This is a genomic window from Nonomuraea sp. PA05 (assembly GCF_008086045.1).
In the GTDB taxonomy this organism is placed as follows: domain Bacteria; phylum Actinomycetota; class Actinomycetes; order Streptosporangiales; family Streptosporangiaceae; genus Nonomuraea; species Nonomuraea monospora.
In genome coordinates this window covers 12,998-35,221 of the sequence record NZ_VSEY01000073.1, presented here as the reverse complement: position 1 = coordinate 35,221, position 22,224 = coordinate 12,998, and the positions used below count along the sequence as shown (strand labels likewise).

At 72.6% G+C, this 22,224-nt stretch carries 23 protein-coding genes; 9 read left to right on the top strand and 14 right to left on the bottom strand.

The features are described 5' to 3' along the window. Positions 1–75 precede the first annotated feature (75 nt). The gene (locus FXF51_RS57365; protein ID WP_148443316.1) at positions 76–1,050 is read left to right on the top strand and encodes a LysR family transcriptional regulator; all 975 of its coding nucleotides are present in this window, start codon (positions 76–78) and stop codon (positions 1,048–1,050) included. On the opposite strand, the gene FXF51_RS57360 is transcribed toward FXF51_RS57365, so the two are convergent. The 4 genes from FXF51_RS57360 to FXF51_RS57345 form a co-directional block, all read right to left on the bottom strand. After that, entirely contained in the window at positions 1,013–2,086 is a 1,074-nt protein-coding gene (locus tag FXF51_RS57360) for an ABC transporter permease subunit (protein WP_148443315.1), read from the bottom strand. The two genes, FXF51_RS57365 and FXF51_RS57360, sit on opposite strands and share 38 nt — an antisense overlap. After that, positions 2,083–2,988: an ABC transporter ATP-binding protein gene (locus tag FXF51_RS57355; RefSeq protein ID WP_148443314.1), complete on the bottom strand. Its 906-nt coding sequence runs from the start codon at positions 2,986–2,988 to the stop codon at positions 2,083–2,085. The genes FXF51_RS57360 and FXF51_RS57355 overlap by 4 nt, the downstream gene beginning before the upstream one ends. Then, positions 2,985–3,377: a GntR family transcriptional regulator gene (locus FXF51_RS57350; RefSeq protein WP_148443313.1), complete on the bottom strand. Its 393-nt coding sequence runs from the start codon at positions 3,375–3,377 to the stop codon at positions 2,985–2,987. Before FXF51_RS57350 ends, FXF51_RS57355 begins: the two co-directional genes overlap by 4 nt. Before the next feature lie 68 nt (positions 3,378–3,445). After that, the gene (locus tag FXF51_RS57345; protein ID WP_148443312.1) at positions 3,446–5,797 is read right to left on the bottom strand and encodes a LuxR C-terminal-related transcriptional regulator; all 2,352 of its coding nucleotides are present in this window, start codon (positions 5,795–5,797) and stop codon (positions 3,446–3,448) included. A 77-nt stretch (positions 5,798–5,874) separates the two neighbouring features. On the opposite strand from FXF51_RS57345, the gene FXF51_RS57340 reads away from it, so the two are divergent. Next, the gene (locus tag FXF51_RS57340) at positions 5,875–6,858 is read left to right on the top strand and encodes an NAD(P)-dependent alcohol dehydrogenase (protein WP_148443311.1); all 984 of its coding nucleotides are present in this window, start codon (positions 5,875–5,877) and stop codon (positions 6,856–6,858) included. On the opposite strand, the gene FXF51_RS57335 is transcribed toward FXF51_RS57340, so the two are convergent. Beyond that, the gene (locus FXF51_RS57335; RefSeq protein WP_148443310.1) at positions 6,848–7,591 is read right to left on the bottom strand and encodes an SDR family oxidoreductase; all 744 of its coding nucleotides are present in this window, start codon (positions 7,589–7,591) and stop codon (positions 6,848–6,850) included. The two genes, FXF51_RS57340 and FXF51_RS57335, sit on opposite strands and share 11 nt — an antisense overlap. An 86-nt stretch (positions 7,592–7,677) precedes the next feature. On the opposite strand from FXF51_RS57335, the gene FXF51_RS57330 reads away from it, so the two are divergent. Beyond that, complete coding sequence (locus tag FXF51_RS57330; RefSeq protein WP_187415152.1) at positions 7,678–8,283, top strand: TetR/AcrR family transcriptional regulator; 606 nt, start codon at positions 7,678–7,680, stop codon at positions 8,281–8,283. Between the two features lie 146 nt (positions 8,284–8,429). After that, positions 8,430–8,678, top strand: coding sequence for a YceI family protein (locus tag FXF51_RS57320; protein WP_222871950.1), 249 nt, complete (start codon positions 8,430–8,432; stop codon positions 8,676–8,678). Here the strand turns inward: FXF51_RS57320 and FXF51_RS57315 are convergent. Together FXF51_RS57315 and FXF51_RS64010 are read right to left on the bottom strand one after the other, a co-directional pair. Next, positions 8,650–9,981: a hypothetical protein gene (locus FXF51_RS57315; protein WP_148443307.1), complete on the bottom strand. Its 1,332-nt coding sequence runs from the start codon at positions 9,979–9,981 to the stop codon at positions 8,650–8,652. The genes FXF51_RS57320 and FXF51_RS57315 overlap by 29 nt on opposite strands. 494 nt (positions 9,982–10,475) lie before the next feature. Further along, entirely contained in the window at positions 10,476–10,556 is an 81-nt protein-coding gene (locus tag FXF51_RS64010; RefSeq protein ID WP_411268441.1) for a hypothetical protein, read from the bottom strand. A gap of 300 nt (positions 10,557–10,856) precedes the next feature. Between FXF51_RS64010 and FXF51_RS63355 the strand changes: the two genes are divergently transcribed. Next, positions 10,857–12,368, top strand: a complete 1,512-nt coding sequence (locus FXF51_RS63355; protein WP_148443305.1) for a PQQ-dependent sugar dehydrogenase — start codon at positions 10,857–10,859, stop codon at positions 12,366–12,368. Positions 12,369–12,371: 3 nt separating this feature from the next. On the opposite strand, the gene FXF51_RS57300 is transcribed toward FXF51_RS63355, so the two are convergent. Next, positions 12,372–12,935 carry an ArsR/SmtB family transcription factor gene (locus FXF51_RS57300; RefSeq protein WP_148443304.1) on the bottom strand — a complete coding sequence of 188 codons (564 nt, stop codon included), beginning with the start codon at positions 12,933–12,935 and terminating at the stop codon, positions 12,372–12,374. Between the two features lie 79 nt (positions 12,936–13,014). Here FXF51_RS57300 and FXF51_RS57295 point away from each other — a divergent pair, with 79 nt between their 5' ends. After that, the gene (locus FXF51_RS57295; RefSeq protein WP_222871949.1) at positions 13,015–14,454 is read left to right on the top strand and encodes an alpha/beta hydrolase family protein; all 1,440 of its coding nucleotides are present in this window, start codon (positions 13,015–13,017) and stop codon (positions 14,452–14,454) included. Between the two features lie 74 nt (positions 14,455–14,528). On the opposite strand, the gene FXF51_RS57290 is transcribed toward FXF51_RS57295, so the two are convergent. Then, positions 14,529–15,488 (bottom strand): helix-turn-helix domain-containing protein, encoded by a 960-nt coding sequence (locus FXF51_RS57290; protein WP_148443303.1) that lies wholly within the window; start codon positions 15,486–15,488, stop codon positions 14,529–14,531. A gap of 99 nt (positions 15,489–15,587) precedes the next feature. On the opposite strand from FXF51_RS57290, the gene FXF51_RS57285 reads away from it, so the two are divergent. Further along, positions 15,588–16,616: a saccharopine dehydrogenase family protein gene (locus FXF51_RS57285; protein WP_148443302.1), complete on the top strand. Its 1,029-nt coding sequence runs from the start codon at positions 15,588–15,590 to the stop codon at positions 16,614–16,616. A 43-nt stretch (positions 16,617–16,659) separates the two neighbouring features. Here the strand turns inward: FXF51_RS57285 and FXF51_RS57280 are convergent, their stop codons facing one another. Then, positions 16,660–17,253: an NUDIX hydrolase gene (locus FXF51_RS57280; protein ID WP_148443301.1), complete on the bottom strand. Its 594-nt coding sequence runs from the start codon at positions 17,251–17,253 to the stop codon at positions 16,660–16,662. Positions 17,254–17,409: 156 nt separating this feature from the next. Beyond that, positions 17,410–18,105, bottom strand: coding sequence for a hypothetical protein (locus FXF51_RS61610; RefSeq protein ID WP_187415150.1), 696 nt, complete (start codon positions 18,103–18,105; stop codon positions 17,410–17,412). 51 nt (positions 18,106–18,156) lie between these two features. On the opposite strand from FXF51_RS61610, the gene FXF51_RS61605 reads away from it, so the two are divergent. Next, complete coding sequence (locus tag FXF51_RS61605; protein WP_187415149.1) at positions 18,157–18,519, top strand: hypothetical protein; 363 nt, start codon at positions 18,157–18,159, stop codon at positions 18,517–18,519. A gap of 121 nt (positions 18,520–18,640) precedes the next feature. On the opposite strand, the gene FXF51_RS57270 is transcribed toward FXF51_RS61605, so the two are convergent. Next, positions 18,641–19,636: a hypothetical protein gene (locus FXF51_RS57270; RefSeq protein ID WP_148443300.1), complete on the bottom strand. Its 996-nt coding sequence runs from the start codon at positions 19,634–19,636 to the stop codon at positions 18,641–18,643. A gap of 236 nt (positions 19,637–19,872) precedes the next feature. On the opposite strand from FXF51_RS57270, the gene FXF51_RS57265 reads away from it, so the two are divergent. Further along, positions 19,873–20,280, top strand: coding sequence for a hypothetical protein (locus FXF51_RS57265; protein WP_148443299.1), 408 nt, complete (start codon positions 19,873–19,875; stop codon positions 20,278–20,280). Between the two features lie 177 nt (positions 20,281–20,457). On the opposite strand, the gene FXF51_RS57260 is transcribed toward FXF51_RS57265, so the two are convergent. Both FXF51_RS57260 and FXF51_RS57255 read right to left on the bottom strand, forming a co-directional pair. Further along, the gene (locus tag FXF51_RS57260; protein ID WP_148443298.1) at positions 20,458–21,315 is read right to left on the bottom strand and encodes an SDR family NAD(P)-dependent oxidoreductase; all 858 of its coding nucleotides are present in this window, start codon (positions 21,313–21,315) and stop codon (positions 20,458–20,460) included. A 25-nt stretch (positions 21,316–21,340) separates the two neighbouring features. After that, complete coding sequence (locus FXF51_RS57255) at positions 21,341–22,183, bottom strand: oxidoreductase (protein ID WP_148443297.1); 843 nt, start codon at positions 22,181–22,183, stop codon at positions 21,341–21,343. Positions 22,184–22,224 lie beyond the last annotated feature (41 nt).

The window sequence follows — 22,224 nt, the reverse complement described above, 5'->3', positions numbered from 1 at the left end:
CGTGGACCGCCCCGGCCCCTGGCTGGAGGCCCTGTCCGCCTTCCTGAGACCATCGCACGACGAGGAGGGACGAGCATGACGACGAGTGGTGGGACGGAGCTGGACCTGAGCGCCGTCAGGACGTTCCTCGCCGTGGTCGACGACGGCCAGATCACGGGGGCGGCCGCCGGCCTGCGGATGACGCAGCAGGCCGTGTCGAAGCGGATCGCCAGGCTGGAGGCCGACCTGGGCGTCCCCCTGCTGCTACGGACCCGCACCGGGGTGCGCCCGACCGAGGACGGCGAGGCGTTCATCCCGCACGCCAGGGCGCTGATCAGCCTCGCCGACCAGGCGGCCGCGATGTTCCGGGCGCGCCACCGCGCCCTGCGCGTCGACGTGCTGGGCCGCGACGCCGCCTCGATGGAGCTGGTGCGCTCCTTCTACGAGACCTGTGACGTGGACGTGGACGTGGTCATCTCCAAGGGCGTCCCCGCGCAGGGGGCGGCCCTGGCCGACGGCTCGATCGACGCGGCGTTCGGCCGGGCCACGGACGCTCTGCCGCAGGGGATCGAGCGGGTTCCGGCGTGCGTGGAGCCGATCCCCGTGCTGGCCGGCCGCCGGCACGTCCTGGCCGGGCGCGGGCGCGTCCCGCTGAGGGAGCTGTCGGGGGTGACGGCGTGGATGCCGGGCAACGCGCGCGACAGCGAGTGGGCGCAGTACTTCCGTTTCCTGAGCGCCGAGTTCGGCGTCCGGATCGACAGCTCGGGCCCGGTCTTCGGCCGTGACCACATCATGGAGCGGATCGAGGCCTCGGACGACCTCATCACCTTCGGCAACAAGACGCAGTACCCCGGCCACCCGGACGTCGTCGAGATCTCCGTCACCGACCCCGCGCCGGTGTATCCGTGGTCCCTCATGTGGCACGAGGCGAACCGCCACCCGTCGCTGCCGCTGCTCGTCGCGCACGTCCAGAAGCGTTACCGCCCGTTCGACTCGCGCAGCCAGTGGTTGCCCGCCCCCGACCGCCCGCTCTTCAGAGCTGCCGGATCAGCCGCAGGCACAACCCCATGAGCCCCAGAGTGAGCACGGCGTAGAGGCCGGTCTCCAACCACTGCAAGGGCCAGAACCGGGTGGAGGGCAGGTAGGTGACCTCCTGCCGGTAACCACGCCGGTTGATCTCGTCGAGACACGTGTCCCTGCTCTGCGCGGGCCGCGCGACCGGTTGGGCCTCCAGGCTGCAGGGCCCGGACGCCGTGGGCACGGGGACGAACGTCTCGTCAGGGAGCGCCTGGTCGCCGGTGCGGGCCGTGAACGTCACGGAGCCCGGCGGGCCGACGAGGCGGCTGGACAGCGTCCACGCGCCCGGGTCGCCGGGCACTCGCGTGGCCAGGGCCACCATCAGCGCGCCCTCCTGGCCTCTGAGCAACTGGTCCACGTTCTCCGGGATGAGGGCGAAGGAGGAACGGGCCGGAGGGAGCAGGTGGGGGCGGACCAGGAGCGGCATGGCGATCTGCACGGCGGTGAAGAGCGCCAGGGTGAGCGCCATGGCGGGCAGGGGGCGGCGCACCAGCATCCCGACGGTGACGCCGAGGGCGAACGCGAAGGCCGCGTACCCGATCGGAACGATGCCGCGTCCCATGAAGACCAGCGGCCCCATCAGCGGGAACTCCACGGCGGCCCGGTCGAGGTCGGCGGCCCACCAGCTCACCGCGAGGCTGCCCAGCCCGCCGGTCACGGCGGCGGCCCCGCCGAGGAGCGCCAGCTTGACGGCCAGCCAGCGCGTCCGGGTGATGCTCTGGCTCCACACCAGCAGGTGCGTGCCCGCCTCCAGCTCGCGCGTGATCAGCGGCGCTCCCCAGAACAGCCCGACGAGGGCGGGCAGGGCCAGGGCGACGGCGGTGACGCCGAGGAACGGGGTCTGGTGCTCGTCGAAGAACCGGTCCATGAACCGCTCGCAGTCGCCCAGCTCGCCGCACGCGGCCAGGCCCTGCGCGTACTCGTCGCCCAGCGTGGTGCGGCTCATGGCCAGGACGGCGGCGAGCGCGCCGAGCGCGAGTGCCGTCATCAGGGCGGCGGCGCGGAACTGCCGCCACGCCAGCCAGATCACCGCAGCACCGCCAGCGCGGGCCGCCGGGGGACGGCGGCGGGGGCGGGCGCGGTGGCGGCCTGCTCCAGGTACGCCAGGACGAGATCCTCCATGGTGAGCCTGCTGACCGTCCAGGCGGGGTCGAGGATCGGCCCGTCGGTGCGGACGATGAACGTGCTCTGCCGTTCGGTGTGCCGGGCGGAGACGACGTGCTGGCCGGCGGGCAGGCGGCCGGGGTCGCGGCGCGGGCCGGTGAGCCGGTGGTGGGTGGCCAGCAGCTCGTCCACCTCGCCCGCCAGCCGCACCCGCGAGTCCACGAGCACGATCAGGTAGTCGCAGGTGCGTTCGAGGTCGGAGACCAGGTGCGAGGAGAGCAACACGCTCAGCTCGTGCTCGGCGGTGGCCTCCATCAGGCCGCGCAGGAAGTCGCGCCGGGCCAGCGGGTCGAGCGCGGCGACGGGCTCGTCCAGGACCAGCAGCTCGGGACGCTTGGCCAGGCCCAGTGTGAGGGCGAGCTGGGCGCGCTCGCCGCCCGACAACTTGGCCGCGCGGCGGCGCGGGTCGAGGCCGAGCCGGTCGACGCGCTCCTGGGCCAGCGCCGCGTCCCAGCCGGGGTTGAGCCGGGCGCCGAGCCGCAGGTGATCGGCGACGGTCAGACCGGCGTAGGTGGGGGTGTCCTGGGCGACGAAGCCGACCCTGGCCAGTTGCGCCTGGCCGGCGGGCGGGCCGCCGAGCACGGTGATGCCGCCCGCCGTGGGGGCGAGCTGGCCGCAGGCCAGCTTGAGCAGCGTGGTCTTGCCCGCCCCGTTGGGCCCGACGAGGCCGACGACGTGGCCGGCGGGGACGTCGATCGTGCAGTCGCGCAAGGCCCAGCGGCGGCCGTACTTCTTGCCCAGGTCCTGGGCTTGCAGGACAGCGGTCACGCGATGTCCTCCTGCGCCGTGTTGCGGAAGGTGGTCATGAACAGGGCCTCGATGCTCTCGTCGTCGAGCCCGGCCGCGCGGGCCTTGATCAGCCAGCGCCGCAGCTCCTGGCGGAGCGGGCCGTGCGCGGCGAGCGTCGCGTCGGTCAGCGTCGCCGTCACGAACGTCCCCACGCCGGGCCGGGCGGCGACGAGCTTCTCGTGTTCGAGCTCCCGGTACGCCTTCAGCACCGTGTTCGGGTTGATCGCGAGCTGGGCCACCACTTCCTTGACCGTCGGCAACCGGTCTCCCTCCCGCAGCAGGCCCAGCCGCAGCGCGTGCCGTACCTGCCGGACGAGCTGCAGGTACGGGGACACGCCCGACCCGCTGTCCAGGTGGAACTCGATCACCGATTACTCCATTTACCTAGTGTCCTAGTCTTTCTAAGTACAGGAGCATACGGTGGGAGTAAAGAGCGTCACGGGCGGAGCGTGGCCGCCCAGGCGGCGATCTGGGCCCGCGAGTTGACGCCGAGCTTGTTCATGATCGCCCGTACGTGGCTGTCCACCGTGTGCTCGGAGATGAACAGCCGCTCGCCGATCTGCTTGTTGCTCAGCCCCTCGGCGACCAGCCGCGCGACCTCCGCCTGCCGCTTGCCGAGCGGCGTCTCCTCCGGTGCCCGCTCGGGTGGCGCGGGCTCGCCGAGTGCCAGGCCGATCGCGTCGTCCCTGCCCAGCCGCCCTCCCTCGGTGTACGCCGCCTCGTACGCCGCCGCGCCCAGCCCCGCCCTGGCCGTCCCCTCGGCCCCGGCCAGCAGCGGCGCGAGGAAGGGCAGCACGCTCGCCCCCGCCCCCGTGCGCACGGCGTCGGCCGCCCCCATCAGCAGCACCGCGTGCCGCAGCCGCCCCGAGCCCGCCGCGACGCAGCCCAGCGCGTCGAGCAGCACGTACTGGCCCACCCGGTCGTCGATCCGGTACGCCACCCGCAGCGCCTCCGCCAGCAGCGGCTCCGCCTCTGCGGGCGAGCCCGCGATCAGCCTGGCACAGCCCAGGTTCAGCAGCATCATGTCCAGGCTGTAGAGGTCGCCCGCCTGCCTGGCGAGCCGCACGCCCTCCTTCGCGGCCTCCCCGGCGGTGTCCAGGTCGCCTTCGAACAGCCCGTTCAGCGCGCGCGACTGCAGGTACATGAGCACGGCCGTGCCGTCGTCCGTCGCCGCCAGGGCGGCTCTGGCCCGCTCGCCGAGCTTCCGCGCCCGGTCGTGGTCGCCCGACATGCTCGCCGCCATCGACGCCAGCGACAGCGACTGCGCCAGCACGGACGCCATCCCCGCCCCGCCCTCGATCACAGCCTCGGCCCTGGTCGCCGCCTCGGCCAGTGCGGGCTCCGCGCTCGCCGCGTCCGACTGCAGCACGGCGAGGAACCCGCGCAGGAAGGCTGCCCTGGCCCGCTCGGCCGGCCCGCCGCCCGGCAGGGCCAGCAGCTCCTCGGCCCAGCGGACGCCCTCGCTGAGGGCACGCGTCATCCAGTAGTAGCCGAGGGCGTAGAGCAGGGTCATGCCGCGTCCGGCGCGGCCGGGGGTCAGGCAGCTCCGCAGGACCGCGCGGAAATTGTCGATCTCCAGGTCCATCCAGTCGAGCCACTCGGCCAGGCGGTGCCGGACCTGCGGCGCGGCGCGCAGGCAGAGCGCGGTGTAGTGGGCGGTGAACCTCCGGACGAGCGCCTCCCTCTCGCCCGCCTCGCGCAGCTTGAGTGCGGCGTACTCGCGCATCGTCTCGTGCAGGCGGTAACAGGCCAGGTCACGGGCGTCCTCCTTGATCACCAGCGACTTGTCCACCAGCGACGCCAAACGGTCCAGGGCGGGCGGAGCGTCGCTCGCGCAGACCGCCTCGACGTCCTCCAGCGTGAACCGGCCCGCGAACACGCACAGCCGCCGCAGCAACGCCTGCTCCGCCGGGTCCAGCAGATCGTGGCTCCAGTCGATGGTGGTGCGCAGCGTCTGGTGGCGTGGCAGCGCCCGCGTCCCTCCGGTGAGCAGCCCGAACCGGTCGTCGAGCCGGTGCAGGATCTGCTCGGCCGACAGCAGCCGCGTGCGGACGGCCGCCAGCTCGATCGCCAGCGGTAGCCCGTCGAGCCGGTGGCACAGCCCGGCCACCGCCGCCTGGTTGGCGGCGGTCAGCTCGAACGTGCCGGACGAGGCCGCGGCGCGTTCGGTGAACAGCCGGACCGCCTCGTTGCGCCGCAGCTCCACCAGCGGCGGGCGGGCGTCCCTGGCCGGCAGGCCGAGCGCCGGCACCACGATCACGTGCTCGCCCGGCGCCGACAGCGGCTCCCTGCTGGTCGCGAGCACCCGCACGCCGGGCGCCGCCCGCATCACCTCCGCGACGAGCAGGGCGGTCGCCGCGAGCAGGTGCTCGCAGTTGTCCACCACCAGCAGCAGTCTCTTGTCCCGCAGGTACGCCGCCAGCACCCGCGACGGCCGGGCCGCCGCCTGCGGCCGCAGGTCCAGGGCCGCCACGACGGCGTCCGCGACCAGCCCGGAGCCGCGCACGTCCGCCGGCTCCGCCGGCTCCGCCGACTCCGGCGGCTCCATCGGCCCGGAGTCGCGCACGTCCGCCAGCTCCACCAGCCACGTGCCCCCGCGGAAGGCGCGCCCGAGCATGCCGGCCGCCCGCAGCGCCAGCCGCGTCTTCCCGACCCCGCCGGGCCCCACGAGGGTGACCAGGCGGGCCTCGGCGAGCCTGGCCCTGACGGCGGCGAGCTCGCGGCGGCGGCCGACGAAGCTGGTCGCCTCGGCGGGCAGGTTGCCCAGGCGGCGCGGAGGTCTGGCCATGGTGGCTCGGACACTACCTCTCCCATCACGAATTCACGTGATTTCGTACAACCCCTTCCGGCCGCACCCTGGAACGCGTGAAAGCCATCCGCTACCACGCCTACGGCCCGCCCGAGGTGCTCCGGATCGAGGACGCGGACCCGCCCGCGGCCGGCCCCGACGACGTGCTGATCCGCGTGCACGCCGCCTCCGTCAACCCCCTGGACTGGCACAACATGCGCGGCGAGCCGTACCTGGTCCGCCCGATGAACGGCCTGACCCGGCCGAAGCACACCGCGCTGGGCGCCGACCTGGCGGGCGTCGTCGAGGCGGTCGGCCGCGACGTCACCGCCTTCGTCCCGGGCGACGAGGTGTACGGCGGCTGCGGCCTGGACCTGGTGCCCGGCACGACGGGCCTGGCCGAGTACGCCTGCCTGAAGCAGGACGGGATGGTGCTGAGGAAGCCGGCCGGGCTGACGTTCGAGGAGGCCGCGGCCGTCCCGGTGGCGGCGCTCACCGCGTTGCAGGCGCTGCGGGACGTGGCGCGGCTGCGGCGCGGGCACCGGGTGCTGGTGAACGGGGCGGCGGGCGGCGTGGGGACGTTCGCGGTGCAGATCGCCAAGGCGCTGGGGGCGGCAGAGGTGACCGGGGTGTGCGGCACCGGCAACGTGGAGCTGGTCCGGTCGATCGGCGCCGACCACGTCGTCGACTACACCAAGCAGGACTACACGCGCGAAGGCCGCCGGTACGACGTGGTGCTCGACCTGGTCGCCAACCACGGCGTGCTGGCGAACCGGCGCGTGCTCACCCGCCGGGGCGTCTTCGTCGGGTGCGCCCCGGCGAAGGGCCTGTGGATCGGGCCGGTGATCGGCATGGTCAAGCTCGCGGTGACGCCCCGGATGACGTTCTTCCTGAGCCGCAACAGCCGGGAGGACCTCGCCCTGGTCGGCGAGTTCGTCGAGTCGGGCGAGGTCACTCCTGTCATCGACCGCACCTACTCGCTGGACGACGCCGCCGAGGCCGTCCGGTACCTCGAACAGGGGCACGCGAGAGGCAAGGTCGTGGTGACGGTCACACCCTGACGGACAGGCCGCCGTCCACGGGAAGGTTCACGCCCGTGATGTAGCCGGCGGCGGGGGAGGCCAGGAAGGCGACGGCGTGGGCCACGTCCTCGCCGGCGCCGATCCGGCCCAGCGGCACGCGCGTGGCCAGCTCCTTGAGGAAGGCGTCGCGCGCGGTGTCGGGCAGGCCGAGCTTGCCCAGGGCGGGGGTGTCGATGGGGCCGGGGCTGACGGCGTTGACGCGGATGCCGCGCGGGGCCAGCTCGACGGCCAGGGCGCGGACCATCGAGATCAGGGCCCCCTTGGTGGCGCTGTAGACCGACCAGTGGGGCTGGCCGAGCGCCGCCCCGAGGGCGCCGTTGAAGATCACGCAGGCGCCGTCGGCGAGCAGGGGGAGCACCCGCTGGAGGGTGAAGACCTGGCCCTTGACGTTGACGTCGAAGTGCTGGTCGTAGAACGTCTCGTCGATCGACTCCAGGGGGGCGACCCGGCCGGTGCCGGCGTTGAGGAACACCAGGTCGAGGTGGCCGAAGTGGTCGCGTACGTGCTGGGCGACGGCGCCGGCGTCGTCCGGCACGGCCAGGTCGGCGCGCAGGATCGCGACGTCCTGGGGGAGTGCGTCCCTGGCGGCGGCCAGGGTGACGGGGTCGCGGCCGGTGACGAGCACCGCGTACCCCTGGGCGTGCAGGGTGCGGGCGGTGGCCAGGCCGATCCCGGTGGTGCCGCCGGTGATCAGTGCGGCGGATGCGGTCACGTCATGCTCCTCACGAGTGGACGGATCGGTCCAATGACTGTAGGCACAACTGGACCGATCCGTCCAGAGCCATTAGGCTGACCGCCATGGCGCACCAGCCGACCACCGACCGGGGCAGGCGCAGCCGCGACCGCATCGTGGCGGCGGCTTCGGAGCTGATGGCGACCCACGGTGTCAGCGGCACCGGCATCGAGCGCGTCCTGGCGCGGGCCGGCGCGAGCAAGAGCCAGCTCTACCACTTCTTCGACGACAAGGACGACCTGGTCAGGGCCGTGATCCAGGCCCGGCTCGACGGCGTGCTCGGCGCGCAGGGCCCCCTGCTCGCCGAGCTGGACGACTGGGCCGGCATCCGCCGCTGGCTCGACCTGATGATCAGCGAGAACGAGGCGCACGGCCTGCCCGGCTGCCCCATCGGCAGCCTCGCCGCCGAGCTGTGCGGCCGCGACGAGGCGGCCAGGGCCGACCTGGAGCGCTGCTTCGAGATCCTGGAGAGTCACCTGGCGGACGGGCTGGCGAGCATGCGGGCGCGCGGCCTGCTCGTTCCCGAGGCGGATCCGCGACGGCTGGCCATGGTGGTGTTCGCCGCGTTCCAGGGCGGGTTGCTGCTGGCCAGGACACGGCAGGACGTCGAGCCGCTGCGCGTGGCGCTCGACGCGGCCTACGAGCACCTGCGCTCGTTCAGGAGCCGGTAGACACGTGGCGCGGCGCCGCCGCCTGGAGCGCGGCCAGGCCCTCGTCGGTGAGGACGGCGAGCCAGCCGCGCCGGTCACCCTCGTAGTGCTCCCCGCGCACCCAGCCGCTGTGTTCGAGCCAACACGCGGGCGGCGACGGCTTCGAGGTGACCGGCGACCTGACCATCCGCGGCGTCACCCGCGAGATCACCGTTCCCCTGGAGTGCACCGGCACGGCCACCGGCGTCATGGGGCTCAAGCGGGTGGGGTTCGAGGGCGGCACCGTGATCAACCGCAAGGACTACGGGGTCAGCTTCAACGCCGTCCTGGAGACCGGCGGGGTGATGGTGCCCGAGAAGATCACCCTTGAGTTCGACCTGTCCGCCGTCAGGGCCGGTCAGCGGGGCACGGGGTGAAGAGCGGGCGCGTGCCGGTGGAGTAGGCGGCCGGGTCGGTGAAGCGGCACCCGTAGGACGGGGCGGCCACCACGGCCCGGTTCGTCACGTCGTCGCCCTGGGGCCGCCTGCCGGTCCGTTCCCAGCGGACCAGGTCGTCCCAGGCGGCGCCCGCCTCCACGTCGCTGAACTCGCAGTGCCCCACCGCGCGGATCGCCCGCTGCACCAGCAGCCAGGACCTGCCGTGCCGGGCCACGTCGGCGCGGTAGTACTGCTCCATCGAGAACGGCACGAAGGCGTCGCCCAGGTCGTGCAGCGACAACACGGGCACGTCGATCCTGCCGGAGACGCTCGGCACCTCCGTCAGCCGCGCCGTGCGGCGCGCCACCGGATCGGCGGGATCGACCCGCTGCACGCTCGCGTTCACGTTCACCGGCGTGACAGGGCGGTAGACGGTGTCGCGGTTGGTCGCCACCCTGCCGGGCTCCTGCGCGAGCGTGCCGCCGCCGTCCGGGCCCGCCAGGCCGAACAGGAAGTCCTGCCAGTACGCGAACGCCGCCGCCCCACCGGGCCGTTCACCGCCGCTGAGGTTCACCACGACGTCGCGGAACTGCCTGCCCAGCTCGTTGGCCGGCTCGCCGCCGTTCAGCCCGAGCCGCTCCTTGATCTTCGGGACGACCGAGGTCGCGTAGTCCGCCGGGATCGGGTACGCGGGCACGTCGGCCAGGTCCTGGGCGACGAGCTGGAAGTCGAGGAAGAAGTCGAACAGCTCGTGGTCGCCGAGCACCCCGCACATCGGCAGCGCGGCGTCGTACACGCCGGGGAACTGCTCGATCGAGCGGACCGTCACGTGGCCGCCCATGGAGACGCCGGCCAGGAACGTCCGGCGCGGCCGTGCCACCTCCCGCGCGAAGCGTGTGACGAGGTCGCGGGTGCTGAGCACGCCCGCGCGCACGTCGTAGCCGTTGGCGTAGTAGGAGGAGGCGGCCCAGGCGTAGCCCTGCTCCAGCAGCCGCTGCCGCAGGCCGTAGGAGGGCGGGTCCACGGTGAGCACCGTCGTGTCGCCGCGGTAGCCGTGCGCCCACATCACCAGCTCGCCGTTCCAGCGCGGCGGCACCTCGATGTCGAACGCGGCGTGCTCGTGCACCCCCTGCACCACCCGGCTCGGCTTGCCGTGCACGGTGGCCGGGGCCAGGGGCGGATTGTCGATGGTGTAGCCCGGCAGCGGCTGGTCGCCGGGGACACCGGGGGCCGCCGCCGCGGCGGGCGCCGCGGATAACGCGCACAGCACCACGGCGAGCGCGGCCGAGAGGAGGGTACGCATGGGATCGTCACCTTTCTCCGGGATTTCTCCTGGATGTCTTCGGGGATCTCGACTCCTGCATGTTCTCAGCCCCGCTGGGGCCGATGTGAGCACCGTTACCTGTTGGGATGTGTGGGCTTTGACGGGTTGTTTGGGTTTAAGGAGGTAACTGAGAGTATTCGCATGGGTACGTCTGCTTCCGTCAGGCGATCGCCCAGCACGGGGGACGCCGGATTTCTGGCCGATCTGCAATGAACGGAAAAGCACGTGAACACTCAAATTCGCCGAGGGCGGCTCGCGGCACTCGTCCTGACCGGCGCGGTCGCCGGTGTCGTCTTCCTTCCTCTGGGCGTGGGGGTGGCCAGCGCGAGCGCCGGCTTCCCCGCCGTCCAGGCCGGGGGCCCGCCCTCCGAGCCGGTGCGCCACGTCACCAAGTACGTGCCGAGGGAGAAGCCCGTCCTGCACAACCCGCGCTACCACATGCCGCGGATCGACGTCATCGTCCACAACGACAACTACTCGCGTAACGAGCGCCGCCACGAGCGTCTCAAGCACGAGCCGGTCAAGCAGGAGCCGGTGAAGGAAGAGCCCGTCAAGGAAGAGCCGATCAAGGACGACAAGGTCGACAACGACAAGTGGTGGTGGCCGAACCTGGACTAATCGGTCCGGGTTCACGGTGACCTGGGGCCGCTTCCTGTCGGGGAAGGAGGAGGCGGCCCCTGACCACCCAAGAACGATGTACGTTTCATCGGCCCCGCCGGGCCGCTCCCGCATCGTCCCCGGTCAGAGGGCGGGAACGACCCGGCGGGGCCGCGGCGTGATCGTTGATCTGGTTGTGACGGCGGATGGGCGGATACCGTCCGATCTCGACGAAGCCTCGCCGCTGGAGCCCTGACATGCCAGGAAAACGCTGGGCAGCGCCCGTGCTGCTCGCCTTGTCCCTGCCACTGCTAGCCCCCGTCAGCACCCCGCCGCCCGCGTCGGCCGCCTCCGCCGTGCCGCTGGAGGAGATCAACGCCACCACCATTCAGGTCGCGTTCGGCTTACGCCGCCCCACCGCCATCGCCGCCCCGGACGACGGCACGAACCGGCTGTTCATCACCGAGAAGCGCGGCACCGTACGCGTCTACCACCCCGACACCGGCCTGGCGCAGACCCCGATCATCGACGTCACCGCGTCGGTGGACGAATCCGGCAACGAGCGCGGGCTGCTCGGCATCGCCCTGGCCCCCGACTTCGCCACCAGCCAGGACCTCTACCTGGCCTACACCGCCCTCCCCGACGGCGCCGTCACCCTGGCCAGGTACCGGCTGGACGAGGCGCGGCTCGAACCGCTGCTCTCCCAGGAGCACGCCGAGAACACCAACCACAACGGCGGCCAGATCGCCTTCGGCACCGACGGCAACCTCTACATGAGCATCGGCGACGGCGGCGGCGCCGGCGACCCCTTCGACACCGGGCAGCGCCTGGACACCCTGCTGGGGAAGATCCTGCGGGTGGACGTGAGCAGGAGCTGCGGCGCGCTGGCCTACTGCGTACCCGCCGACAACCCCTTCGTCGGGGTGGCGGGCGCGAGGGCGGAGGTATGGATGTACGGCGGCCGTAACCCGTGGCGCTTCTCCGTCGACCCGGCCAACGGCTCGATGTGGATCGGCGACGTCGGCCAGGGCCGGTGGGAGGAGATCAACCACGTCAAGACAGGGCGGCAGGCCGGCGCGAACCTCGGCTGGTCCTGCTACGAGGGGCTGGAGGTGTTCGACCAGGCCCAGTGCGCTTCCGGCGCCACGTACACCAAGCCCGTCTTCACCTACTCGCCGCACACCGGCGGCTGCGCGGTCATCGGCGGCCAGGTCTACCGCGGCAAGCAGTTCGCCGACCTGGTCGGCGGCACTTACCTCGCCGCCGACTACTGCTACATGACCGTGTGGGCGCTGCGGGAGAACGGCGCGGGCGGCTACGCCGCGGCGGAGATCGGCGAGATGCCGACGCAGGTCACCGCGTTCGGCGCGACGCCGGAAGGCGAGCTGTACGTCGTCAACGACCTGCCGGGCGGCCTGCACAGGGTCTCCTTCGAACGGGCGAAGCCGACCTGCCGGATCGCCTACACCACCCGGACCTGGGGGACCGGCCTGACCGTCGATCTCACCATCACCAACACCGGCACCGCGCCGCTCAGCGCCTGGACGTTGCGCTTCCCCCTCGGCAGGGGGCAGAGCGTCATCTCCGACTGGAACACCGACCTGACGCAGAGCGGCGACATGGTCACCGCGGTCAACGCCGCCCACAACGGCTCCATCGCGCCCGGCCAGAGCGTCACCATGGGCTACCTCGCCAGCCACACGGGCGACGCGTCCCCGCCGAGCAGGTTCACCCTCAACAGGGACAACTGCGCCGTGGTCAGGAGCTGACCCTCAGCTCTCGTCGGCGGGCAGGGTGAAGAAGCGGACGTGGACGGGGCGCGCATCCGGCGGCGCCCCGTCGGCCGGGCGGCTGTAGCGCAGCAGCAGGGCGATGTACTCCTCGTAGAACGCGTCCAGGTCCTGCTTCGTCATGCGGGCCAGCCCGCGCGAGCCCCGCGCCCAGCCCGGGTCGGCCCGGTAGGCGGCGGGGAAGCGCTCGAACAGGGCGCGGTCCTCCTCGTAGCCGATCCGGTGGAACTCCTCCAGCACCGGCCTGTCCTCCGGCGCGACCTGGTCGGGGGTGGGCAGGCGCATATCCCTGGGGATGCGGGCGCGGCGCCACCAGCGTTCGCGGCCGGTCGAGCGCTCGGGGATCTCCTCGATGAAGCCGTACTTCTCCAACTGGCGCAGGTGGTAGCTGGTGGTGCCGGTCTTGGCGCCGAGCAGCTCGCCGAGCGTGGTGGAGGTGGCGGGGCCGTGCACGTTGAGATGGGTCAGCATGCGGCGGCGCATCGGGTGCGCCAGCGCCTTGAGCCGGTCGGGGTCGTCGAGTACGTACGGCTCGTCATCCTTCATGAGGAGCAGGCTAATCCTCCAGAACGATATCTGCAGACATTCCTTTGCCGAGAGTTCTCTGCAGACTAGTCTCGGCGATATGAGGAAGATCCTTATGGCGGCTCTGGCCGTGTTCTTCGTTCTCCCGCCGCCCGCCCAAGCCGCCGCGCCGCCCGCGCTGCCGGGTGACCTGACCTCCACCGAGGTGAGCTTTCGCGGCGAGGGCGGCCTGGAGTTGCGCGGCAGCGTGATCAGCCTGCCGGACGCGCCTGCCGGACGGCCCGGGGTCGTGCTGGTGCACGGCGCGGGCACCGGCACCCCCCGCGAGAAGCTGCTGGCCGAGGCTGTGGCCTTCGCCCGGCAGGGCCTGTCCGTGCTCGTCTATGACAAGCGCTCGGTGGGCTACTCGACGTTCGAGCGGTCGTACGCGCAGCTCGCCACGGACGCCTTGGGCGCCGTCGAGACGCTGCGGCACCAGCCCGGCGTCGATCCGGCCAAGGTCGGCATCTGGGGGCTCAGCGAGGGCGGCTGGGTGGCGCCGATCGCCGCCACCCGCACCTCGGACATCGCCTTCGTCATCCTCGTCGGCGCCAACGCGCTCAACCCCCTGCGTCAGCAGGCCTGGGCGGTGGCGGCGGGGCTGCGCAAGGCGGGCGCGGGCGGGTCGCTGGTGGACCGGGCCGAGCCCAACCTGTACCGGGTGATCGCGGACGGCGGCCTGTTCCCCGAGCCGTACCACGACCCCGAGCCGGTCATCGAGCGGTTGCGGCAGCCCGTGCTCGGCATCTGGGGGGTGCACGATCTGCTCACCCCGCCCAGGGAGTCGCCGCCGCTGTTCGCCGAGGCGCTGGAGAGCAGCGGGAACCGCCGCTACACGTTCCGGTTCTTCCCCGGCGCCGATCACGCCGCCCACCTGACGCCCGACGGCGGCGTCACCCGGCTGCCCGAGCTGGCGCCCGGCTACGCCGAGCTGGTCGGGACGTGGGTACGCGACGCCACCTCCGGCCGCGCGCCCGTGGCGCAGGTGTCCGGGCCGGAGCCGCAGCAGGCGAGCGACACCGCCGGGGTGCCGCCCACCGCCTGGTGGGAGTCGGCCGGCGTGCAGCTCCTGGCGCTGGTGCTGTTCCTGGTGGCGTTCGGCGGGTACCCCGTGGTCGCCCTGGTCCGGCGGGTCAGGCGCGGCCCGGACGTCGCCCTGGGTCGGCGGATCGGGCGTGGCCCGGCCGTCGCGCCTGTCAAGGCGGCGCGGCTGGCGAGCGCGGGCGGGCTGGTTGCGCCGGTGGGTGGGTTCGCCTACCTGTTCTACGTGGTCATGACCGGCGGGAAGCTGGCCTCGCCCGGGCCTCTCGTGGGGGATCGGCCGCTGCTCTGGCTCGCGCTCCAGGCGGTCGCGGTCGTGACCGTCGTCGCCACCGTGCTCACGGCGGTGCGGTGGCGGCGGGTGACGGAACGCGGCGAGCGGGTGCGGCTGGGGGTGCTCGTCGCGGGCGGCGTCGTGTTCCTGCCCTGGGCGCTGTACTGGGGGTTGTTGCTCCCCTAGGGTTCGTCAGCGCGGTCGCAGGGGGTGGTCGCTCTCCTGGCTAGTGCGGTCGCAGGGGGTGGCCGCTCTCTTGGCTAGTGCGTCCGCAGGGGGTGGGCGCGGGAGCGGAAGGTGCGGCGGTAGGTGTCGGGAGGCACGCCGACCGTGCGGTTGAAGTTGCGGCGCAGGGTCGTGGCGGTGCCCATGCCGGTGGCCGCCGCGATCGTGTCCACGCTGTCGTCGGTCGTCTCCAGCAGTTGCTGGGCGTGGCGGATCCGCTGGATCAGCAGCCACTGCAGCGGCGTGGTGCCGGTCACCGACCTGAAGTGACGCCCCAGGTTGCGCGCGCTCATCCGCGCCTGGCGGGCCAGGTCCTCCACGCTCAGCGGATGGTCCAGCCGCTCCATCACCCAGGGGAACAGCTCCGCCAGCGGATGGTTGTCCGGCGCGGGCACCGGGGTGGTGACGAACTGGGACTGGCCGCCGTCCCGGTGCGGCGGCACGACGAGGCGGCGGGCGACCGCGTTGCAGACCGAGGAGCCGTGGTCGAGGCGGACCAGGTGCAGGCACAGGTCCATGGCGGCGGCCTTGCCCGCGGAGGTGAGCACGCTGCCGTGATCCACGTACAGGACGTCCGGGTCCACCTCCACCTGGGGATGGCGGGCGGCCAGGACCTCGGTGTGCGCCCAGTGCGTGGTGGCCCGCCTGCCGTCCAGCAGGCCGGCGGCGGCCAGGATGAACGCGCCCGTGCACAGGGACGCCACGCGCGCGCCCGCCTCGTGGGCCGCGCGCACCGCCTCGACCAGCTCGGCGGGCGGATCCACGTCGACGTCGGCCCAGCCGGGGACGATCACGGTGTCGGCGCGGGAGAGATGGTCGAGGCCGTGGTCGGGCGCCAGCTGGAACCTGCCCGCCCGCACGGGGCCCTGCCCGCAGACCACGAAGTCGTACCAGGGATCGGCCAGATGGGACAGGTCGCTCCCGAAGACCTCGTACGCCAGGGAAAGCTCGAAGTGCAGCATGCCGTCGGTGACCGCCAGCGCGACTGTGTGCATGTCCGGAATTGTATGGGTAATGGCGTTCCGGACGCTCGTGCGATCGGGGGGATCTTGCCAGGATGTTCACATCAGATCAGCCGATTGAGGGAGAAACCCATGGCAGCGGGGCAGATGGTGGCGGTTTTCGGCGCGTACGGGCACACCGGCCGGTTCGTGGTGGCGGAGCTGCAGGCGCGTGGGTTCGTCCCGGTGCTGTCCGGACGTGACGCCGACAAGCTGAAGGCACAGGCGTACGAGACGGGGCTGGAGGCCCGCCCGGCGTCGGCCGACGACCCGGCCGCGCTCGACCGCGCGCTCGCCGGCACCGCGGCCGTGATCAACGCCGCCGGGCCCTTCGCCGTGACCGGTGCCCCCGTGATCGAGGCGGCCCTGCGCGCCGGCATCCCGTACGTGGACGTGGCGGCCGAGATCGAGGCCAACGCCGACACGTTCGCGCACTTCGCCGACCGCGCCCGCGAGGCGGGAGCGGTGGTCGTGCCCGCGATGGCCTTCTACGGCGGCCTCGGCGACCTGCTGGTCACCGCCGCCATGGGCGACTGGACGTCGGCCGACGAGGCGCACATCGCCTACGGCCTGAGCAACTGGCACCCCACCGCCGGGACGCGCGCCTCCGGCGTGATCTCCCGGGAACGGCGCGACGGCCGGCGCGTCCGCTTCTCGGGCGGGCGGCTGGAGTACCGCGACGACCAGGCCCCCACCCTGGAGTGGGCGTTCCCCGAGCCGATGGGGACGCGTGCCGTCATCGGCGAGTTCACCATGGCGGACGTCGTCACCGTGCCCAGCCACCTGCCCATCCCCGAGGTGCGCACGTACATGACGGTCGAGGCCGCCAAGGACGTCGTCGCCCCGGACAGCCCGGCGCCGGCGCCGGCCGACGAGTCGGGGCGGTCGGCGCAGACCTTCCTGGTGGACGTCGTCGTGCGCTCCGGCGGGGACGAGCGGCGGGCCGTGGCGACAGGGCAGGACATCTACGCCGTCACCGCGCCGCTGGTGGTGGAGGCGGTCGAGCGAATCCTCACCGGGCGGACCAAGGCGGTGGGTGTCGTCTCCGCCGGTGAGATCTTCGACGCGGCCGACTTCCTGCGCGCCCTGTCCGCGCACCTGTCCGTGGACCTGCGCCCGTGACGCGACCGGGAAAGCGGCCGGTCGTGGAGCGTCTGACGCCGGGTCACGGCGTCCCCTCCTGAAGACGCAGGCGGGCGGCGGACAGCTTCGCCACGAACCGTGACATCCCGGGGTCGAACCGCTCCGCCTCCCAGCGGGCGCCCTCCCCGAGCCCGAACCAGCGCACCTCGGCGAACTCTCGCAGCTCGGGCGTGACCGGCATTCGCTGATCCCCCTCCAGCACGAACCAGAGCGTCACATCGGTGTGCGAGTCAGCCCCGCGCGTCGGCGTCACGGTGAGGAAGAACGGATCGCGGCCGAGCACCGGATGGAAGCAGGCGGCGAGGCCCAGCTCCTCCTCGGCCTCGCGCAGCACCGTCCGGCGCGGATCCTCGCCGGGATCGACGTGCCCGCCGGGCGGCAGCCACGCCTGCGCCTTCCTGTGATCGACGAGCAGCACAGCGTCGCGCCGCTCGTCCACCAGGACGGCGTACACGACGAGGTGGATGGGCGGCGTCGCGGGCTTGGACACGCGGAACAGCGGCGCGCCCGAGTCCACCCACTCCAGCGCCCACCGGCGGTCCGCCGCCTCCCGGTCGTCGTGCGGGGGAAGCTCCTCGACCAGAGTGCGGACCAGCCGCTCGGGGCTAGGACGCATCGGACTTGTCCGCATCGGACGGCAGGCCCGGGGCGGTCATCGACCCCGCCTCGAACCGCAGCCCGCCGACGGCATGGCCCGATCCAGCGATTCGGTGAAAGTACGTCGATTCGGTCACGGCCAAGGACGATAGCGCCGGGCACTGACATCGCGGAGCTAACTCGTGACGACCTCTTCGTCCCGGCGCTTCATGAAGAAGTGGATGCCACGGTCGGTCTGCATCGCGGTGTGGAACTTCCTGGCCTTGGACTTCGCCGACGCGTTCGTCGTGACGACCGTGACGACCACGTAGTTCAGATACGCGCCGGAGTAGACCGCGCCGTAGGCGAAGCTGCTGTGGGCGCTGCTCCTGCGCCAGGCCACCTTCTCGTCCGCGCCGTTCTTGAGCTGAGTCGCGGTCTTCTTGGCGTCCGCCGCCCCCGGGAACTGCAGAATCACCTGCACGGCCTTCAGGTTGCCGCCGTAGGCGGTGTAGGCGAGCTGGACAGCGCTCTCGCAGTCGTTGTCGGCCATCACGCCCTCGGCGTCGAGCGGGTCGCACGAGTCGTACGTCCAGCCGCCGACCTTGCGGGCCGCGTACTTCTCGCCCTTCAGCGAGTAGTTCCAGTTGCCGAACTCCGTGTGCGTGAGCGGGGAGTCCGCGCTGCCGCTGGGTGTGCCGGACGGCTCGGGGGAGCTGGTCGTCGGCGTGGGCGACGGCTCGGGGGAGGACGACGGCGGGGCGGACGTGGGCGGGGTGGTCGTCGGCTGGGCGATGGGGGTGGGGGGTGCCTCGGTGGAGGAGTTGATGTAGGCGTACGCGCCGAACGCGCCGCCGCCCAGCAGGAGGAGCGCGGTCAGGGCGACGATCACGCCGATGAGCACGGGGCTGTTGCGGTTGCCCGGCGGGGGGCCGTAGGGCGGTTGCTCGCCCTGGTTGCCATAGCCGTTCTGGCCTGTGCCGGGCTGCTGGCCATAGCCGTTGTGGCCTGTGCCGGGCTGCTGGCCGTAGCCGGGCTGGCCGTGGTTGGACGGCTGCCCGTAACCCGGCTGCCCATACCCCGGCTGGCCCGGCTGGCCCGGCTGCCCATACCCCGGCTGGCCCGGCTGGCCCGGCTGGCCCGGCTGGCCATACCCCGGCTGGCCCGGCTGGCCGTGCGCGGGAGGAGGACCGTATCCCGGCTGACCATGCCCAGGTGGCGGGCCGTATCCCGGCTGGCCGGGCTGACCGGGGCCGGATGGGCCGGGGGCCTGTGGGGGACCGTAGCCGGGGGTGCCCTGGCCTGACGGCGGCCCGTACCCTTGGCTCCCTTGAGGCCCCCAGGGCCCTTGGGGACGGGGCTGCTGAGGGTGTGCCATCACCCCATTGTGGGACACATCCACCCCGTCTGCCCCAAGTACCCCCTAACTACGATCCGCACCGCCAGACAGCCGCCGCCGGCAAATGGTTCTGACCAGTCGTGGAACCGCCTATGGAGTCGTCGTCCCCGACCGTGGTGACGGACTCGGCGCCGCCGAGCTGACCCAGCGACGTCCCGTACCGCCACACCTGGAACGGCGCGCCGGTCAGCGAGGTGACGATCAGCCCGTTCCCGTTGAGCTGCGCCGTCTGCGCGTTCTGGGGCAGCAGGTGCGGCAGGCCGTCACGGTCCCAGTAGGCGGGCCGGTTGGGGTCGGAGCCCAGCCGCAGCGACCCGCCGACCAGCCCGCCGGAGATCACCAGGGCGTAGCCGTGCTGGGTGTCCGGCGCTTCGGGCAGGCGGGTGACCCGGCCGTCGCGCCACAGGTGCGGCCAGGGGTAGGCCGTCCTTGAGCCGACGAGCAGGGTGCCGTCGCCGTCCACGTCGATCAGCGCCATGCCGTCGGGCACGCCCTGCACCTGCTCGACGACGCCGGGCCGGTCGTGCGGCCAGCGCACCACCACGGGCACGAAGCCGGTGCCCCGCCACAGCAGGGCGTTGCCGTAGATGTCGCCGTTGTCGGCGATTCCGGCGGCCCTGCTGGTCGTCTCTGCGCCGGGCAGCGGGGGCAGCATCTCCCGCTGTCCGCCCCGGATGCGGAAGGAGACCACGTGCTCTCCGTAGAGGCCCTTGAGGGACGTCCCGGCGATGGTCCCGGCGCGGTTCTGGCCCACGACGCGGTCGGCGCCCTGGCCGGAGGCGCCGTAGTCGATGACGCGGCCGTCCTTCCAGTACAGGATCCGCCAGCCGGTGCCGGAGAAGTAGGCCCTGCCGGCGTAGCCGCCGCTGTGGTCGGTGGCCTCCACCAGTTGCTGGGTGGTGCCGGCGGGGGCGGGGAGGAGCTGCATCCGCCAGGTGCATGCCGACCGCGCCGCCGCTGCAGGGGGCGTGAGGCCGAGCAGTGCGACGACGAGCATCGCCGCCAACGCGATTCTGCCTGTCATGACAACAGTCGATCGTGGTGGGCGGTGGCGGGCATCTCCCTGAGTGCTCAGCAGCCCGGGCTCGGTGGCGATCCGGGACCGCGAGTCGCCGTCGCGGCATGGCGCCCCGTCAGTCGTGTCAGCGGCCGTGTCAGCACGACGACAGTCCGGTATCAGAGAACTCCGTCATCTTTGAGGACATGAACGGTGCGGCGCACGCGGCACCGGAACCGCACACCACCACAGGAGCATCCGACATGTCCCTCAACCTGACCGACCAGGACAAGGCCACCCTCCGCACCGCCGCCTACGGCGCCGTCACGCTGCTGTCCGCCGCCGGTGCCGCCGGCTCGCCGCACAAGATCGCGACCGAGGGCTCGATCGCCCTGGCCTCCGCCACCGGCCCGATCGGGCACGTGCTGGCCGCGAAGTCCAAGGACATCGCGCTGGACGGCAAGTCCGTCGCCGAGCTGGCCGACCACGTGCTGCCTGCGCTGACGGAGTCGATGAGCCTGCTCAAGCGGCAGGCGCCGGAGGAGGCGGACAACTTCCGCGGCATCGTACTGATCGCCGTCGAGGCGGGCCTGCGCGGTCAGAAGGGTGAGCCCGGCCCGACCCTGACCGAGATGGCTCGCAAGATCACCGAGGCCATCGACGCCGCCTGATGGGCGGGCACGGCCCGCCACCGGCGTATCCCGCGCCTCGGCCACTCGCCTGGCGAGGCGCGGGCAGTCGCCGTTCCCGGCCACCCGTCGGGTGAGGCGCGGGCAGCCGCCGTTCCCGGCCACCTGCCGGATGAGGCGCGGGCAGTCGCCGCTCCAGACCACCTGCCGCACCGGCGGTCACAGGACGGCGTGCTCGGCGCTGCCCGGGAAGTCGGTGCCGAGCGCGACCTCCCTGCCCGCGTCGAACTCCGCCCTGAGCTGCAGCAGCTTGGCGTCGATCCTGCGCTGGGCGTCGCTGCCGAGCACGACCCAGTGCCGGGGCCGCTCGGCGACGGCCGCCTCGTACATCGCCTCGGCCGCCCGCACGGGGTCGCCGGGGAACATCTCGGGCTTGAGCGTGCCCATCATGGCCCTGAACGCGCCCGCCGTCGCCCGGTAGTCGTCGATGGGGACGCCGGAGGCCTTGGTGCGGTGCTCGATCCCGGTGCGGAACGAGCCCGGCTGGATGATCATGGCGTGCAGGCCGAGCGGCTCGATCTCCTGCCAGAGGGCCTCGGTGAAGCCTTCGAGGGCGAACTTGCTGGCCGAGTAGTAGCCGTTGGCGGGCAGGCTGGCCAGACCGTCCATCGAGGAGACGTTCACGACGACGCCGCGCCCCCTGGCGCGCATGCCGGGCAGGACGAGCCTGGTCAGGGCGACCGCGCCGAAGAAGTTGACCTCGAAGAGCCTGCGGTAGTCGCTCTCCTCCTGCTCCTCCAGCGCGCCGATGAAGTCGATGCCGGCGTTGTTGACCAGCACGTCGATGCCGCCGAAGCGCTCTTCCGCGCGCTTGACGCCGGCTTCGCGCTGCTCGGGGTCGGTCACGTCGAGGGGGAGGGCGAGGGCGGTACGCGGGTGGCGGGCGGCCAGCTCGGTGGTGGCCCTGGTGCTGGAGGCGGTGAGGACGGCCTGGTCGCCGCGGCCGAGCACGTACTCGGCCAGGGCGTGCCCGAGGCCGCTGGACGCGCCGGTGATGAGCCAGGTTCGAGTGTTCATGGGAGATAGCTCCTTTTCTGGTCGGTCAGCGCTCGTCGGCGGGGAAGTCGGCGGAGCGGCTGACGTCGGCCCACTTCTCGGTCTCGGCGGCGCGGATCGCGCCCGCCTTCTGGGCGCTGGCGACGGCGTCGCTGCCGAGCAGGAGCCGCCGGGGCGGGTCGTCGTCGCGGACGACGTCGATGATGACCTTGGCGGCGCGGGCGGGGTCGCCGGACTGGGCGCCGTCGGTCTCGCGGCGGTAGCGGTGGATGGCGCCCACGGTCTGCTCGTAGTCGGGGCCGACGGCGTGCATCTCCATGGACGAGCCCTGCCAGTCGGTACGGAACGCGCCCGGCTCCACGATGATCACCTTCACCCCGAAGGGCGCGACCTCGTTGGCGAGCACCTCGGAGAAGCCTTCGACGGCGAACTTGGCCGTCTGGTAGGCGCCCATGCCGGGGGTGCCGCCGACGCGCCCGCCGATGGAGGAGAACTGCACGAAGACCCCCGACCGCTGGGTGCGCAGGACGGGCAGGGCGGCCCGGGTGACGTTCACGACGCCGAAGAGGTTGGTCTCGATCTGGGCGCGGAAGTCGTCCTCGGCCATCTCCTCGATGGGGGCGCTGTTGCCGTAGCCGGCGTTGTTGACGACCACGTCGAGGCGGCCGAAGGCGTCCACGGCCTCCTGGACGGCGCGGGTGGCCGCGGCGGCGTCGGTGACGTCGAGCGCGACCGCCCGCACCTGGTCGCCGTGGCGGGCGAGCAGGTCGTCGAGCTGCTTGGGGCTGCGGGCGGTGGCGACGACGCGGTCGCCTGCTTCGAGGACGGCTTCGGCGAGGCGGCGCCCGAGGCCGCGTGACGCTCCGGTGATGAGCCAGGTCCTTGCCATGACGATCTCCTTGTCCAAGGCGGTTCTTAACTGCCCCATCA